Source organism: Pseudomonas fuscovaginae SE-1, from assembly GCF_000364705.1.
In the GTDB taxonomy this organism is placed as follows: domain Bacteria; phylum Pseudomonadota; class Gammaproteobacteria; order Pseudomonadales; family Pseudomonadaceae; genus Aquipseudomonas; species Aquipseudomonas fuscovaginae_A.
In genome coordinates, this window is sequence record NZ_AQOH01000150.1 from 1 (window position 1) to 15,084 (window position 15,084).

Genomic DNA, 15,084 nt, shown 5'->3' on the forward strand with positions numbered 1-15,084 from the left:
GGTCAGCGTATGTGCCTTGCCCCAGACCCAGCCGGCACTGTTCTCGCCATAGAGGGTTCCGAGGTGAGCCAGGGTTGCCTGCCAGGCCCGTTCAACCACCTCGTTGCGATTGCCGTTCCACCATGGGGATGTCTCATCGGCCGCCAGGCGGGGCAACGCGGCGTCCACCACGCGGGTGGTGATCAGGGTATTGAAGTAATCGTCGCCCAGCTTGTCGTGCATCGCGGCACGCGCCAGTTCGTAGAGGAACTGGTTGAACAGCGTGGCGCTGGTGGAACTCATCGGGTAGTCACCCTTCCACGTCGCCAACTGTTCCACCAGCTTGAGTTCCGCCGGGCCCTTCGCTGCCGCGCGCAGGGCCGGCAGCAGCGGCTTGAGCAGCCGCGGGCCGTAGTCGGTGGTGGTGCCCAATTGCAGTTTCTGGCTGTTCTCCAGGCTCCAGCGCACGCTGTTGTCGGCCAGTTGGCGGTTCAGTTGCTGGCCGCGATCGGCCAGGTTGTAGTAGCCGGGAATCACCATGCCGGTGGGTGAGGCCGGTTGGGTGTTGGCCGAGAGGATGTAGCCGCGCGCCGGGTTCTCCTCCTGCGGGTTGGCACTGAACGGGTAGTAGCCGTCCTTGTCCGCCTCGCCGGTGCTGCCGTCGAGAATGAACGCCGGGTTGACCCCATCCGGTCGCTTGGGCAGCAGCGCCGCCGCCCACCAGCCGATATCGCCCCGGGCGTTGGCCCACATCAGGTTCAGGCCGGGTGCCTGGATCTTCGTGGCGGCTTCGCGGACCTTGTCCAGGGTGTCGGCGCGATTGAGTTCGTAGAAGCCCTGCAGGATCGGGTTCGGAGTTTCGAGAAACGCCCACCACATGGCAATCGGCTTGCTTGCGGCGTTGGCGCCGAGCACGTCGTTGATGATCGGGCCATGGGGCGAGCGCAGCAGGGTCAGGGTCACCGGTGCCTGGCCCTTGACCGCGATCTGCTGCTCGCTGCGGGTCATCTCGACCCACTGGCCGTGGTACCAGACCTGGTTGGGGTTGTCGGGATTGGTCTTCTCGGCGATCAGGTCCAGGTCGTCGTTCTGGAACATGGTCAGGCTCCAGCCGAACGCCTGGTTGTTGCCGAGAAAGGCGAACGGTACCAGCGCCTGGTGATAGCCGTACAGCTCGAAGTTCGGCGCCGACAGTTGCGCCTCGTACCACACCGCCGGGGTCGAGAAGGCGATGTGCGGGTCGCCGGCCAGCAGCGGCTTGCCACTTTTGGTCCGGCTGCCGGAGACGGCCCAGGCGTTGCTGCCTTCGAACTGCGGCACGCCGGCCTCGCGCAGGACCTGCTCGCTGACTCGCGCCAGGGCGCCGAGGCCTTTCCAGTCCGCCTCGGCCAGCGGTGTCGGTGTGCCGAGCATGCCTTGGGGGCGCCACTCCAGGTCGAATACCTTGAGGTAGTCGGCTCCCAGTTTGTCGCGCACGTAGGTCAGTAGCGGCTCGGTGCGAAAGGCGGCGGCGAAGCTGTAGGCCATGTAGCCGGCGATGCTGATGGTGTCTTCGGCGGTGAACGGCCGCGGCTGGATGCCGAGCAGGTCGAACTCGACCGGTCTGGCGTGGCTGGCCTGGTACTGGTTGATCCCGTCCAGGTAGGCCTGGAGGGCCTTCCAGGCGGCGGACTGGCGATCCAGCCGGGCCACGTACCGGTCGGCATGCTCGCGGATGCGCAGGCTGCGGAACAGCTTGTCGGTCTCCAGGGTCTTGGGCCCCAGGACCTCGGACAGCTCGCCCCGGGCCAGGCGCCGGACGATTTCCATCTGGAACAGTCGGTCCTGGGCATGCACGTAGCCCAGGGCGCGGTACAGGTCGGTCTCGGATTCGGCGCGGATGTGCGGCACGCCACGCTCGTCGTAGCGCACGGTGACCGGCCCCTGCAGATTGCCCAGCGTGACCTGGCCCTGGCGTGTCGGCAGCTTGCCCTGGACGTACCAGGTCCCACCGGCGGCCACGGCGGCGATCAGGACAGCGAGAACGGTCAGGCTGCGTTTCATGCGGGGTTCCTTGTGCAGGGCGGACTACCGGTTCTGAGCCGCTAACATGTAGCACACCCGGGCCGGCGGATGCATCGCGCAAATCGCCGATTACCCTGAAAAGTCCGGTTTGCCGTGGTCATTGCGCGGGTTCCTGCCAGGGGCAATAGCAGCCCACGGCCATGTTGTGGGTGGCGTGCACCAGGCGGCCTTCGCCGAGGGCCTGCAGGATCGGTTCGATGAAGCTGTTGCTGGAGTTGCAGGTGGCGCCCTGGCTGTAGGGTCCGAAATAGGCCAACTGGCCGTTGCGGTCCCAGATCGCTACCGCCGGGCTGACCGTCAGGTGTTCGGCACCCGGGAGCTGCGCCAGCGGCTGGATGGCTTTCAGATTGGCCGGCAACTGGCCGTGGCTGCCGGGCTTTTGCACCGCGTAGAAATCCACGCCCAGCGGCGCGAAGCGCTCGACCAGTTCGCCCAGGTGCTGCTGGTTGCCGACGTTGCACGGGCAGGCCGGATCCCAGAAATGCACCAGGCGGATCCTGCCCGGGCCGGCGAGTGAGGTCGGCAGGCTGAGCCGGTCGCCGGCGAACAGCGCGGTCTGCTCGCTGAAGGCGCGGATGTAGCGGCCCTGGAACCAGTCGTAGGCGAGCCACAGGCCCACCGCGCAAAGGCTGGCCAGCAGGCCGGCGAAGAGTGTCGTGTGACGCGTCTGAAGCATGGCGATTCGATCCTCGAAGGTCGCGTAGCTTGCCATGCCTGTCCTGACAGAAGAATATCGCAGATCAGTAAAACGCCTCGGCGTTGCCGCATCTTTGCCCGGAGCCGTCCATGCCCGCCACCTTCGACCCCGATTCCCTGCGCGCCAGCCTGCGCCCGCTGGCCGAGGCGCAGCCGTTGTCGCCGGCGGCGCAGGCCTACCAGCGTTTCTACGGCCTGGACCTGCCCCAGCGCGGCACCGCGTTCACCAGCCGCCTCGGTGGCTTCAGAAGCGGCGCCTTCGACCTGGTCAGCCAGCTCTGGCTGCCGGAGAGCCCGGTGGCGACCCTGTTCCTATTCCATGGTTTCTACGACCACATGGGGCTGTACCGCAATGTCATCGACTGGGCGCTGGATCGCGGTTTCGCGGTGATCGCCTGCGACCTACCGGGACACGGCCTGTCCAGTGGCGAGCGGGCCAGCATCGAGGATTTCGCCGAATACCAGCGCGCCTTGCAGGGACTGTTCGACGAGGCCCGGTCGCTGGGGCTGCCGCAGCCCTGGCACCTGTTCGGCCAGAGCACCGGCGGTGCCATCGTGGTCGACCACCTGCTCCGGCATGGCCAGGACAGCCCGGCCCAGGGTCAGGTGGTGCTGCTCTCGCCGCTGGTGCGGCCACGGGCCTGGGGCTGGTCGAAGCTCAGCTATCACCTGCTCAGGCCCTTCGTCAAAGGCATCGCCCGGCGCTTCAGCGAGAACACCCATGACCCGGATTTCATGCCGTTCCTGCAGGCCGACCCGCTGCAGCCGCAGCGCCTGCCGACCGCCTGGGTCGGCGCCCTGGCCCGCTGGATTCCGGGGATCGAAGGGGCCACGGCGAGCCCGCGTCGGCCGCTGATCGTCCAGGGCGACGGCGACATGACCGTCGACTGGCAACACAACCTGGCGGTGTTGCGCCGCAAATTCGACCAGCCCGAGGTGTTCATGCTGGCCCAGGCCCGGCATCACCTGGCCAACGAACTTCCCGAATACCGCGAACGCTATTTCAGCTTTCTCGGCGCCCACTTCTGATCGAGGCTTCCATGACCGACCGCCTGCCACAGCGTGGCGACTACCGCCACTTCCAGCCGATCATCACCCGTTGGCACGACAATGACCTCTACGGCCACGTGAACAACGTCACCTACTACAGCTTTTTCGATACGGCGGTGAACACCTTCCTGATCGAGCGGGGTGGGCTGGATATCCACGACGGCGACGTGGTGGGCTTCGTGGTCAGTTCCGCCTGCGACTACTTCGCCTCGGTGGCCTTCCCCGAGCGTCTCGAGATCGGTCTGCGCGTTGGCAAGCTGGGCAACAGCTCGGTGCAATACGAGCTGGCGGTGTTCAAGGCCGGCGAAGAGGACGCCTGTGCCGCCGGGCGCTTCGTCCATGTCTTCGTCGAACGCGCGAGCAACCGCCCGGTATCGATCCCGGACGGCCTGCGCGAGGCCCTTCAGTCGTTGATCTGAATGATCCCCTCGCGCACCGCGAACAGCACCAGCCCGGCGATGTCGTGAATCCGCAGCCGGTGCATGATCTGCGAGCGGTGCGCCTCCACGGTCTTGACGCTCAGGCCGAGGCCGACGGCGATGGAACGGGTCGTTTCGCCTCGGGCGATCAGCCGCAGGATTTCCAGCTGGCGTGCGGTCAGGGCGACCTGGCTGGCCTTGGCCGACGGTTCGTGGCTCTGCCGGACCGCCTGGTTGACCACCAGTGGCACCACCGCCGAGGACAGGTACTGGCCGCCGTGGCGCAGGGCCTTGAGCGCCAGCTCCAGCTCCAGCACCGTCGCGGTCTTCAGCAGGAAGCCGTGGGCGCCCAGTTGCAGACACTTCATCACGAAATGCGTGTCGGTGTGCATCGACAGCATCAGCACCTTGCTGCGCGGCGCGCGCAGGGACAGCTCCTTGAGCGCGGCGACGCTGTTCATGCGCTCCATCGACATGTCCAGCAGCACGATGTCCGGCTTGAGCCTGGAGGCCAGCTCGATGGCCGCCTGGCCATCGCCCGCTTCGCCGACGACTTCGTATTCTTGTTGTTTTTCCAGCAAGGCCCGAATGCCCGCGCGAAACAGCGGGTAATCGTCGGCAAGCAGTATTCGACACAGCATAAGCTCTAGCCCATGGCGCAAAGGGAAGGGCGCGGCAGCCGTACGGGCCTGCCACGGTTGTTCGTATCTGGATTGCAGCCCAGGGGGTCGCATCGATTCCGGCGACCCACGGCATCCTCGTGTCCGGGTCAGCCGTGGCGGCTGCTGTCGCCGAAGAGCTGGATCAGTTTCGGCAGTTTCGCCAGGGGTTCGACCACCTGGGCCGCTCCCAGCCGAATGGCCTCCCTGGGCATGCCGAACACCACGCAGCTGGCTTCGTCCTGGGCGACGGTGGCGGCGCCACTGTCACGCATGGCCAGCAGTCCGCGCGCGCCATCGTCGCCCATGCCGGTCATGATGATGCCCAGCGTATTGGCACCGGCCTGGCGCGCCACCGAGCGGAACAGGACGTCTACCGAAGGCTTGTGCCGATTGACCGGAGGGCCGTCGAGCACTTCCACCTGATAGTGAGCGCCACTGCGTTTGAGCTGCATGTGCAAACCTCCGGGAGCGAGCAGGGCCAGGCCGCTGTGGACGCGATCCAGATGTCTGGCTTCGCGGACCTCGATCTGGCACAACTTGTCCAGGCGCCGGGCAAAATCGGCGGTGAACTTCTCCGGCATGTGTTGAACGATGACAATCCCCGGGCAGTCACGTGGCAATTGCCTGAGGATGAATTCCAGTGCCTGGGTGCCGCCCGTGGAACAGCCCAGGGCAACCACCCGGTCGGTGGTCCTGAGTACCGGCGGGACCGAGGACGGCACGGGGGCCGATTCTGCGGCAGTGGGGTTGTGGCGAAGGGCCATGGGCCGCGCCCGGGCACTCTCCTCGACCTTGCGGATCAGCTCGGCGGAGAGTTGTTCCAGGCTCTGGCGCAGCCCCAGCCGGGCCTTGGTGAACACCCCGACGGCACCGGCCGCGAGGGCCTCGACGCCGACCGCCGAGCCCTGCTCGGTGAGGGTCGAGCAGATCAGCGTCGGCGTCGGCCGCTCGGCCATGATCTGGCGCAGGAAGGTCAGGCCATCCATGCGCGGCATCTCCACATCGAGGATCAGCACGTCCGGCCAGTCGCGGCGCATCTTGTCGATGGCGTACAGCGGGTCGGCCGCCTGACCGATCACCTTGATGGTCGGGTGGCTGTCCAGGCACTGGGTCAGTACCTGGCGCACCAGGGCCGAGTCGTCGACGATAAACACCCGGATCATCGTGGCCGTTTCCCCAGCAGCAATGGCTGCACGCTATTGCGCTGGCAATCGATCGCGCCGCTGCTGCCGTCGATGTGCAGGCGGCGATAGTGCTGGCCGTCGAGGTCGCAGTGGTCGACCGCCCAGTTGCGCCGACTGAACTGTTCGCGGGCGAAGGCGCTGTTGCTGTGGCCGATCCTGCGCCCGCGCGGCCCCTCGAAACGCGCCAGACTGCCGCCACCGAAGATGCCCTTGCGGTATTCGCCGGGGTGGGTACCGTGGCGTTGCATGTCGGCCTGGATGCGTTGGAACACGCCTTCGCCGTAGCGGGTGTCGAGACCGCTGCGGGCCATCGGGTCGCTGGGCAGCAGGTAATGCGAGACCGCCAGCAGGCGCCAGCGCGGATGCCAGAGGATGATCGACACGCAACTGCCGAGCAGGGTGGTGACCACGCCTTCGTGCTGGCCGAAGAAGTAGTCGCCGGGGAGCAGGAAAAGCGACGCAGTCATAGGCGTTCGTATACCGACGGGTTGAGCAGTCGCAGCGGCAGGTCGAAGCCGTGGATGCTTTCCGCGTGGCCGATGAACAGCAGACCACCGGGTCGCAATGGCTGGACCAGGCGCTGGACGATGCGCTGCTTTTCCTCGTTGTTGAAATAGATCAGCACGTTGCGCAGGAAGATCACGTCGAATGTGCCGAGCCCTTCGGGCAGGGGTTGGACGATGTTGATCTCGCGCAGGCTGACCCGCTCGCGCAGGGCTGCCTGGACTCGGAAGCGCCCGCGCATGTCGCCGACGCCGCTCAGGCAGTGGCGTTGCAGCCAGCCTTGGGGGAAGTGCTTGGCCTGGGCCATGTCGTAGATGCCCTCGGCGGCCTTCTCCAGCATGCTCAGGCTCAGGTCGCTGGCCAGGATCGACCAGTCGCCGCCGCGCAGGTTCTCCTGAATCACCATGGCCAGGCTGTAGGGTTCTTCGCCGGACGAGCAGGCGGCGCTCCAGAATTTCAGTGGACCCTTGCGGTTGCCGAGCCAGTTGCCGAGGAAGTCGAAGTGCGGCTGTTCGCGGAAGAAATAGGTTTCGTTGGTGGTCAGCAGGTCTACCACCAGCCGTCGTTCCTTGAGGTGCGCCGGCTGGTCGAGCAGTTGCAGGTAGCTGGCATAGTTGTCGAGGCGATAGTGGCGCAGGCGCTTCATCAGCCGGCCGGCCACCAGCGGCCGTTTGTTCGGCGCCAGGACGATGCCCGAGGCTTCGGCCATCAGCGTCTGCAGGCGGCGGAACTCGCCGTCGCCGAGGGTCGGCAGCTTGAGCGGGCCGGACATCTCAGTGGCCCTGGGCCGCGGCCAGGCTGAGCTGGCGGATATCTTCCAGGGACAGCACCTGCGGGATGTTCAGGATGATGGTGAAGCCCTGTTCGCCACGGGCCATGCCGGCGATGAAGTCGGTACGGATACCGGCGCCGAAGGTCGGCGCGGCGACTACCTGTTGCGGGTCGATGTCGAGTACCGCATCCACGGCGTCGACCACCAGGCCGATGCGCTGGCTGAAGTCCTCCAGGTCCAGCTCGATGATGACGATGCAGGTGCGCTTGCCGACGGCGGTCGCCTCGAAACCGAAGCGCGTGGCCAGGTCCAGCACCGGCACGACGTTGCCGCGCAGGTTGATCACGCCGTGGATGAACGCCGGCATCATCGGTACGGCGGTGACATCGCCGTATTCGATGATCTCGCGCACCAGGTCGATGGGCACCGCGTAGGCGGCCTGGCGCACCCGGAACGACAGGTGCTGGATGCTCGACGCCGGTGGGGCGTCGGGCAGCGTTACGAGGTCGCGGCTCAGGCTTGCAGTCATGATCCGGCCCTCAGTTGAAACTCACGAATTGGCCTTCGTCGATCGCCGCACGGTTCTTGAAACCGTCCCGCGCGCCGTTGAAGACGTAGCCGTCGTGGCCGCGCGACGGTGGCCGCGGGCTGCTGGTGGACTCTTCCTCGAAGCGGAAGAAACCGATCAGTTCCTGCAACTGCCCGGCCTGGGCATTCATCTCCTCGGCGGTGGCCGCCAGTTCCTCGGAGGCCGAGGCGTTCTGCTGAGTGATCTGGTTCATCTGGCCCATGGCGATGTTGATCTGCCCGGCGGCGCCGCTCTGTTCCTGGGACGCGGCGGTGATCTCCTGGACCAGATCGGAGGTCTTCTGGATGTTCGGTACGATCTCGTTGAGCAGGCGTCCGGCCTGTTCGGCCAGTTGCACGCTGCTGGAGGCGACCTGACCGATTTCCTGGGCCGCCACCTGGCTGCGCTCGGCCAGCTTGCGAACCTCGGCGGCGACCACCGCGAAGCCCTTGCCGTGGTCGCCGGCACGGGCGGCCTCGATGGCGGCGTTGAGCGCGAGCAGGTTGGTCTGGTAGGCGATGTCGTCGATGATGCTGATCTTGTCGGCGATCTGTTTCATCGCCAACACCGTGTCACCGACCGCACCGCCGCCCTGCACGGCGTCGTTGGCGGCCTTGCCGGCGATGCCATCGGTGATCTTGGCACTTTCCGTGTTCTGCGCGATGGAGGCGGACATCTGCTCGACCGAGGCGCTGGTCTGTTCGACGCTGGCGGCCTGTTCGTTGGCGGCCTGGCTGAGGGACTGCGATGTCGAGCTGACCTGCTCCGAGGCCGAGGACAGCGAATCGGCGGCGCTGCGGACATCGCCGAGGATGCTGCGCAGGCGCTGGGCCATGTTCTGCATGGCGGCCAGCAACTGGCCGGTTTCATCCTGGCTGGTCACCTGCAGGTCATGGCTCAGGTCGCCGGCGGCCATGCGGTTGGCAGCCTCCACGGCGCCATTGAGCGGGCGGGTGATGCTGCGGGTGACCAGTACGCCGATCAGCATGCCGAGCAGGGTTGCGGCGATGATCAGGGCGATCATCTGGGTCTGGGAGCTGTCGGCGATATCGCTGATCTGCTGGTTGGCCTCGGCGGCACGCTCCTGTTTGCGACGGGTGGCCTCGCCCATCAGGCGGTCCACCACTTCACTGGTGCTCACGGCCTTGGGCAGCAGGTCGGTGATTTCGCTGTTCTCCTGCAGTTGGCCGGACTGCTGGTGGCTGGTCAGCAGTTGGTTGACCACGCTTTCGTATTCCTTGAGCGGGCCCTCGATACTGTCGACCTGGGCCTGGCCTTCCTTGCTGAGGAACGACTTGCGCGCCTCGGCGATCAGCTTGCGGGTCTGTTCGAGTGAGCTGCGTGCCAGGTTGGCGGCCTGTTCGCGGCTGGCGTGGGTGGTGGCGAGCAGGCTATGGCGCATCGCACGGCCGGCGGTCACCAACTGGATGTTGGCATCCTGCATCTGGCGCAGGCCCGTGACATCGACTTCGTACATGCGATCCGACAGGTCGTTGACCTGGGACAGGTTGCGGATACCGATCACACCGATGACACCGGTCAGCACCACCACCAGCAGGAAGCCCGCTGTCAGCCGGATGCCTATCTTCATGTTGCGGATGAACTGCATGATTACTCTCCTGAAAGGCTGGGCAAGGGTGGGTTGAGCGGGCTCGCCGTGGATTCGGCCGACGTCTGCAGGTGCCGGAACAGGCTGGCGATATCGAGGATCAGCGCGACCTGGCCGGAGCCGAGGATGGTCGAACCGCTGATGCCGCGCAGGTGCTGGAACATCTGACCGAGGGGCTTGATCACGGTCTGCAGTTCGCCGAGCAACTGGTCGACGATCAGGCCGGCCTGCTGGCGGCCCTGGCTGACCACGACAATGTTGCGCCGCCGTGCCTGGCTGGGCGCCAGGCCGAAGTGTCGGTCGAGTGCGATGCACGGCAGCGGTTTGCCGCGCAGGCTGAGGTAGCCCTGGCCCTGGCGCAGCCATTCGGGGCCGGCTTCCATGCACTCGGTGACCATGTCCAGCGGGATGACGAAGTTGTCCTGGCCGACGCTGACCTGGAAGCCGTCGATGATCGCCAGGGTCAGTGGCAGGCGAATGCGGAAGGTGCAGCCCACGCCTGCCACCGAGTCGATCTCGATGACCCCGCGCAACTGGTCGATGGCGCTGCGCACCACGTCCATGCCGACGCCCCGGCCGGAGAGATTGGAGACCTGTTCGGCAGTGGAGAAGCCGGCCTCGAAGATCAGCAGGTGGATATCCTGGGCGCTGAGCTGGGCATCCGGGTCGACCAGACCCTTGTCGATCGCCTTGGCGAGAATCCGCTCGGTATTCAGGCCGCGCCCGTCGTCGCCGACTTCGAGCACGATCATGCCCGAGTCGTGATAGGCGTTGAGGCGCAGGTTGCCCGCGGCCGGCTTGCCGGCGGCGAGGCGTTCGGCGGCCGACTCGATGCCGTGGTCGATGGCGTTGCGTACCAGGTGGGTCAGGGGATCGGCGATCTTGTCGATCACCGATTTGTCCAGTTCGGTCTCGCCACCGACCAGGCTCAGCTGGATATTCTTGCCCAGCTCCTGGCTGACATCGCGGACCACCCGATGGAAGCGGTTGAAGGTCTCGCCGACTTCCACCATGCGCAGTTTCAACGCCGCTTCGCGGATCTGTTCGACGTGCTGGTGCACCGCCTGGGTGGCCTCCATGCAGCCGCTGTCGCTGCTGCGCCGAGCCTGCATCTGGGCGCTGGCGGTGCTGATCACCAGCTCGCCGACCAGGTTGATCAGTTCGTCGAGCTTGTGTGCGGCGACCTTGACCAGCGTCGTGTCGAGGCTGCGCCGGTCGCGGGTGGCAGCGGCTTTCGGGGTGGCCGGCCCGGTTTGGGGCCGAGGCGTGGCGACTGCTTCAATCGGTGCCGCTGCCGGCGGTTGCAGCGGGCTCAGTTGCAGTTGGCAGAAGTCCTGGATGAACTCGAAAACATCTTCGATTTCGGCCTGGCTGGCGGCGCTGAGCAACTGGAAGTCGAAGCCGATGTGGCAGGTTTCCGGGTCCAACCGGTCGAGGGGCGGTATGGCATCGCAGCGGGTCTGCAGCGTACGGATCTCGCCCAGGCGCTTGAGGTAGCGCAGGAAGGCCGCGGGGTCGAAACCGTTGCGAAACAGCTCTTCGGAGAAACTGATCGAGACCTGCCAGGTGATCAGTTCCGTCGACGTGGTTGCACTGTCCCGAGGTTCGGTTTCCGCCGTTTCACCCGTACTGCCACCCTGGGCCTCGAACAACGCGGCCAGCAGGGGAGCCTGTCGTGCCTCGTCGGCGTCGAGCAGGCCGCTGTCGGGGTCGACGCGTTCGATCATCGCGTTCAGCTCGTCCATGCACTTGAGCATCAGCGACGTCAATGCCGGGGTCAGTTCGCGCTGGCCGTCGCGCACCGACATCAGCAGGCTTTCCAGATGATGGGTGAGGTTGACCAGGGGCGTCAGCGAGAAGATCCCGGCCGAGCCCTTGAGAGTGTGCACGGCACGGAACAGTCCGTTGACCGCGTCCGCGTCGCCCGGACTGGTTTCCAGGCGCAGCAGGCTGTCTTCGGCCTCCTTGAGCAGGTCACGTCCTTCGCTGAGAAATCCCAGCAGCAACTGGTTCCATTGTTCGCCACTGAGCATGGGGTCAGGCCTCGGTCGGGTACAGCGATTCCAGATTCAGCAGCGTCAGCAGTTCCCGGGCGGTGTCCGAGACCTGGCTGACGGTGGCCGGCTGGTCGATGGACGACAGCGCCCGCTGGATTGCCAGGAGCAATTGCGCGCCGGCGCTGTCCAGCTCGCTCAGGCCGCCCAGGTCCAACTGCCACGGACCCGGAGGCAATGGCAGCAGGCCGAGCAACTGCTCGCGCGCCATGCTGACTTCGTAGAGGGTCAGATCGCCCTGCAGGCGTAGTTGCGCAGGCATGTCGTCGGTGGCGGGCGTCAGCGAGAACATGGCGGGTTATCCCAGCAGCTTTTCGACGGCCGCCAGCAGTTGCTGCGGTTGGAAGGGCTTGACGATCCAGGCCTTGGCGCCGGCGGCCTGGCCTTCGGCCTTCTTCGATTGCTCGCTTTCGGTGGTGAGCATGATGATCGGTGTGAAGCGGTACTCGTTGCGCGCCTTGACCTCTTTCACCAGGCCAATGCCATCGAGGTTGGGCATGTTCACGTCGCTGATGATCAGGTTGATCTTCTGCCCGGTCAGTTTGTTCAGGGCATCGCGGCCGTCGCAGGCCTCGATGACCTGGTGACCGACACTGGTCAGGCTCATCTTCACCAGTTGGCGCATGGACAGGGAGTCGTCGACGATCAGGATGGTCTTGGCCATGTTCATCACTCTTGCAAAGGGAAAGAGGGGAAAAGCTAGAAGAAGGTCACGTCGTCGCTGACTGTCACCTGGGCGCGACCCTGTCGCTCCTCGTCCGTGGTGAAACGCTGGCGCTGGCGTTCGAGCCAGGCGGACGGGTCGTTGAGACTGGCATCCTGCTGCCGGATGGCCTCGAGCAGTTGGGCGAGGTCGGTCTGGACATGGTCGAGCATCTGGTCGGCGCGATCCTGGAACTGCAGATTGACCATGATTGCCTGAATGTCGGCCTGGGTGTCCCGGGCGTCCCGTTGCAGGAGGCGGGAGGCGTCGGTCAGTTCGCCGAGATTGTCGCCCAGGCGTGTCATGACCTGGGTCACCGCATGATTGAGGAAGTCCAGGTTGGCCTGTTCGCTGCTGCCCAGTTCGGCGGCGGCGGTGATGGTGGTCTGGATCGCATGGTTGATCTCGCCGACCTTGGTGTCCATGCCCTGGCCGGTCTCGGCGGACAGGGTGGAGAGCTTGCGCACCTCGTCGGCAACCACCGAGAAACCGCGACCATAATCACCGGCGCGGGCGGCCTCGATCGCGGCATTGAGTGCCAGCAGATTGGTCTGGTTGGCGATTTCCTGGACACGCTTGGCCATCTGTTGCAGTTGGTTGGCGTAGTCGCCCAGGTGGCTGATCGTGTCGAGCAGTTCGTGCTGGCGCTGGCTGCTGGCTTCGAAGGACCGGGTCACTTCGCGCAGGCGCTCGTTGGCGTCACGCAGGCTTTCGCCGACGCCGCCGCTGCCGAGGATGCCTTCGGAATTGTGCAGGCCGCCTTCCAGGCGGGCGGCGATACTGGCGAAGCGTTCGAACAGCTCGCCGATATTCGATTGCAGCAGCTGGCGGCTCTGGCCGATGCCATCGTTCCAGGCGGGTGCGATCACCGGCAGGAGGGCCTGCAGTTCGCCGGGAGCAGTGACGATATCAGGTTGTGGCGTAAGGGTGGTGGCGGCAGGCTTGTTCGACGGTCCGACAATCCGCTGGGCCAGGGCGGCGAGGGCGATCAGTGTCAGACCGGTGCCGTTGACCAGTGGCTGGCCCAGGGAAAGCCCGATGGCGCTTAGCGTGATTCCTGACCAGACTCCCAGATACATCCACATCCGCTGCTTCCATTGCGAGGCTCAAGTGCGGCGGATCATATCGGTAGCATATTGATATCAGTATCGGGATAACCCTTAATCCCAGCGACGTGGGACAGGTGGTTGTGTATTTGCCAGTCGCTTCGAAACTGACTGGTCGGGCAGGTATTTGGCTCATCATCCAGTAACGGCGCCACCTCCTGGGATCCCGATGAAAGAGCGTTGATCGGAGCTTTCTAGGAATTAGCCCTAAGGCATTTTGCGGGAAGGGATGTAATTGAATGTTACAGCGCTGGCAATTGGGGACAACGGATCGCCCGCAGGCGTTCGTTGGCTTAAGCGTGGTGCCTGAAAAAGCGGCGACCCCTGAGGGAGGGCCGCCATTGAAGGATCAATGCACGAACAGCGCGATGAGGATGATCACCGGGATCGGCACACCCAGGAAGAACAGTAGAAGTGAGCGCATTTTCATTCTCCTCGGATTGAGTGCAGGGGGGCGGTACGGGTCTGGAATTCGCCGTCTTGCAGGTAGACCACGCCATCGCGCTGGCGACCGCCGAAGGTTGCGGCCAGGCTGGCGAAGAAGGCACCGATCAGCAGGGCGATGAACATCCACAGGGTTGACCAGGCCGCGGCCTTGGCCGTCTGGTCGGCCGCTTGCCTGGCGGTGTCCACGGCCTGCCGGGCCTGGGCGTAGACCTGGTCGACACGCTGCTCGGCCTGGACCTGGCTGAGGTTGGTGCGCTGGGTCACCAGTTGTGCCAGGTAGGCACGGTCCTCGACGCTCAACTGACCGTTGCCCAGGCTGTGCACGAAGATCCGGGTGGCCATGGCGTGGGCGGCGTCCTCGCTGACCGCGGCGGGACGGTCGTCGCGAAACAGCAGGTCGATGAAGTAGTCGGAGCCGCTGTCATGGCGGGTGTCGCTGCCGAGGTTGCTGGCAGCACCGGCGGCCACGGTGGCCCCGGCCTTGGCGCCTCCGCCGATCAGGCTGCTGACGGAGCCTGCCGCCAGTGTCGCCATGAGCAGGGTCGCGACGGCCCAGGCGAGAAAACCGTGGGCGGTGTCACGGAAGTAGACCTCGTCGCCATGCACATTGGCCCATTTCACCCGCAGTCGCCCCGCGAGATAGCCGCCCATGCCCGAGGCCAGGATTTGCGTGAGGGCCAACCAGATGATCGCCCAGATACCCAGGCCCTTGGCGCTGATGCCTTCGCCCGACCAGGGCGATATGGCGGCCAGCCCCAGCCCGGAACCGAGCATGAGCAGCAGCAGGGACAGGGCGGCGGCGGCGCCGGCTCCAGCGAAGATTGCCGCCCAGGAGACTCCCGAGTGGTTTGACGAGTCGTGCATGGCAGGATGAATTTCAGCATTCCCGATCATTGTTGTTGTGCTCCATGAGTGAGGGGCCTACAGCCTTCACTGGAGAGGTAGCAGCGGATGTGCCAGATCCTGCTCTGCTGAAATAGGCAAACAATTCAAGGGTTTGGAGAAGGAGCTGGATCCGACGCCCATGCAATCTGCATGGTCGGGCATTTCAATGGCGGGTTTTCTGCACTGGCCGTCAGGCGCGGCCAAGGGAGTGCTGTTGCAGCACTCCCTGGTGAGGAGACTCAGTCGCGCCAGTGACGGTGTTTGCGATGGCCGTAGGCATGGCCGCGGCCGCGGTGGCCTTCGCGGTAGTGGCGATCCTCGCGGTCGCTGGAGTTGCCCATGTAATTGCCCAGCGCACCGCCGGCGCCGCCGCCGGCCGCCG

At 65.5% G+C, this 15,084-nt stretch carries 15 protein-coding genes; 2 read left to right on the forward strand and 13 right to left on the reverse strand.

What is annotated here, in order from left to right; translation table 11 throughout:
* Nucleotides 1–2,022 (reverse strand): penicillin acylase family protein (locus K675_RS0115430; RefSeq protein WP_017904404.1); only part of this gene is annotated, 2,022 nt, incomplete at its 3' end.
* A gap of 118 nt (nucleotides 2,023–2,140) precedes the next feature.
* Entirely contained in the window at nucleotides 2,141–2,755 is a 615-nt protein-coding gene (locus K675_RS0115435) for a DUF6436 domain-containing protein (RefSeq protein WP_017904405.1), read from the reverse strand.
* A 74-nt stretch (nucleotides 2,756–2,829) separates the two neighbouring features.
* Between K675_RS0115435 and K675_RS0115440 the strand changes: the two genes are divergently transcribed.
* Nucleotides 2,830–3,768, forward strand: a complete 939-nt coding sequence (locus K675_RS0115440; RefSeq protein ID WP_017904406.1) for an alpha/beta hydrolase — start codon at nucleotides 2,830–2,832, stop codon at nucleotides 3,766–3,768.
* Between the two features lie 11 nt (nucleotides 3,769–3,779).
* Nucleotides 3,780–4,208, forward strand: a complete 429-nt coding sequence (locus tag K675_RS0115445) for an acyl-CoA thioesterase (RefSeq protein ID WP_017904407.1) — start codon at nucleotides 3,780–3,782, stop codon at nucleotides 4,206–4,208.
* Here K675_RS0115445 and K675_RS0115450 read toward each other — a convergent pair.
* The 11 genes from K675_RS0115450 to K675_RS0115505 all read right to left on the reverse strand — a co-directional run bounded on the left by K675_RS0115450 (nucleotide 4,193) and on the right by K675_RS0115505 (nucleotide 14,711).
* The gene (locus K675_RS0115450) at nucleotides 4,193–4,849 is read right to left on the reverse strand and encodes a response regulator transcription factor (protein ID WP_017904408.1); all 657 of its coding nucleotides are present in this window, start codon (nucleotides 4,847–4,849) and stop codon (nucleotides 4,193–4,195) included. The genes K675_RS0115445 and K675_RS0115450 overlap by 16 nt on opposite strands.
* 128 nt (nucleotides 4,850–4,977) lie before the next feature.
* Nucleotides 4,978–6,033 (reverse strand): protein-glutamate methylesterase/protein-glutamine glutaminase, encoded by a 1,056-nt coding sequence (locus tag K675_RS0115455; RefSeq protein WP_017904409.1) that lies wholly within the window; start codon nucleotides 6,031–6,033, stop codon nucleotides 4,978–4,980.
* On the reverse strand, nucleotides 6,030–6,521 hold the full coding sequence (locus K675_RS0115460) for a chemotaxis protein CheD (RefSeq protein ID WP_017904410.1): 492 nt from the start codon (nucleotides 6,519–6,521) through the stop codon (nucleotides 6,030–6,032). The genes K675_RS0115455 and K675_RS0115460 overlap by 4 nt, the downstream gene beginning before the upstream one ends.
* Nucleotides 6,518–7,330, reverse strand: coding sequence for a CheR family methyltransferase (locus tag K675_RS0115465; RefSeq protein WP_017904411.1), 813 nt, complete (start codon nucleotides 7,328–7,330; stop codon nucleotides 6,518–6,520). The genes K675_RS0115460 and K675_RS0115465 overlap by 4 nt, the downstream gene beginning before the upstream one ends.
* A gap of 1 nt (nucleotide 7,331) precedes the next feature.
* On the reverse strand, nucleotides 7,332–7,859 hold the full coding sequence (locus tag K675_RS0115470) for a chemotaxis protein CheW (protein ID WP_017904412.1): 528 nt from the start codon (nucleotides 7,857–7,859) through the stop codon (nucleotides 7,332–7,334).
* 10 nt (nucleotides 7,860–7,869) lie between these two features.
* Nucleotides 7,870–9,507 carry a methyl-accepting chemotaxis protein gene (locus K675_RS0115475; RefSeq protein WP_017904413.1) on the reverse strand — a complete coding sequence of 546 codons (1,638 nt, stop codon included), beginning with the start codon at nucleotides 9,505–9,507 and terminating at the stop codon, nucleotides 7,870–7,872.
* Between the two features lie 2 nt (nucleotides 9,508–9,509).
* The gene (locus tag K675_RS0115480; protein ID WP_017904414.1) at nucleotides 9,510–11,540 is read right to left on the reverse strand and encodes a chemotaxis protein CheA; all 2,031 of its coding nucleotides are present in this window, start codon (nucleotides 11,538–11,540) and stop codon (nucleotides 9,510–9,512) included.
* A gap of 4 nt (nucleotides 11,541–11,544) precedes the next feature.
* Nucleotides 11,545–11,853 carry an STAS domain-containing protein gene (locus tag K675_RS0115485; protein ID WP_017904415.1) on the reverse strand — a complete coding sequence of 103 codons (309 nt, stop codon included), beginning with the start codon at nucleotides 11,851–11,853 and terminating at the stop codon, nucleotides 11,545–11,547.
* Between the two features lie 6 nt (nucleotides 11,854–11,859).
* Nucleotides 11,860–12,225, reverse strand: a complete 366-nt coding sequence (locus K675_RS0115490; protein WP_017904416.1) for a response regulator — start codon at nucleotides 12,223–12,225, stop codon at nucleotides 11,860–11,862.
* Nucleotides 12,226–12,260: 35 nt separating this feature from the next.
* Complete coding sequence (locus K675_RS0115495; protein ID WP_017904417.1) at nucleotides 12,261–13,349, reverse strand: methyl-accepting chemotaxis protein; 1,089 nt, start codon at nucleotides 13,347–13,349, stop codon at nucleotides 12,261–12,263.
* 447 nt (nucleotides 13,350–13,796) lie between these two features.
* Entirely contained in the window at nucleotides 13,797–14,711 is a 915-nt protein-coding gene (locus K675_RS0115505) for a hypothetical protein (RefSeq protein ID WP_017904418.1), read from the reverse strand.
* Between the last annotated feature and the right edge of the window lie 373 nt (nucleotides 14,712–15,084).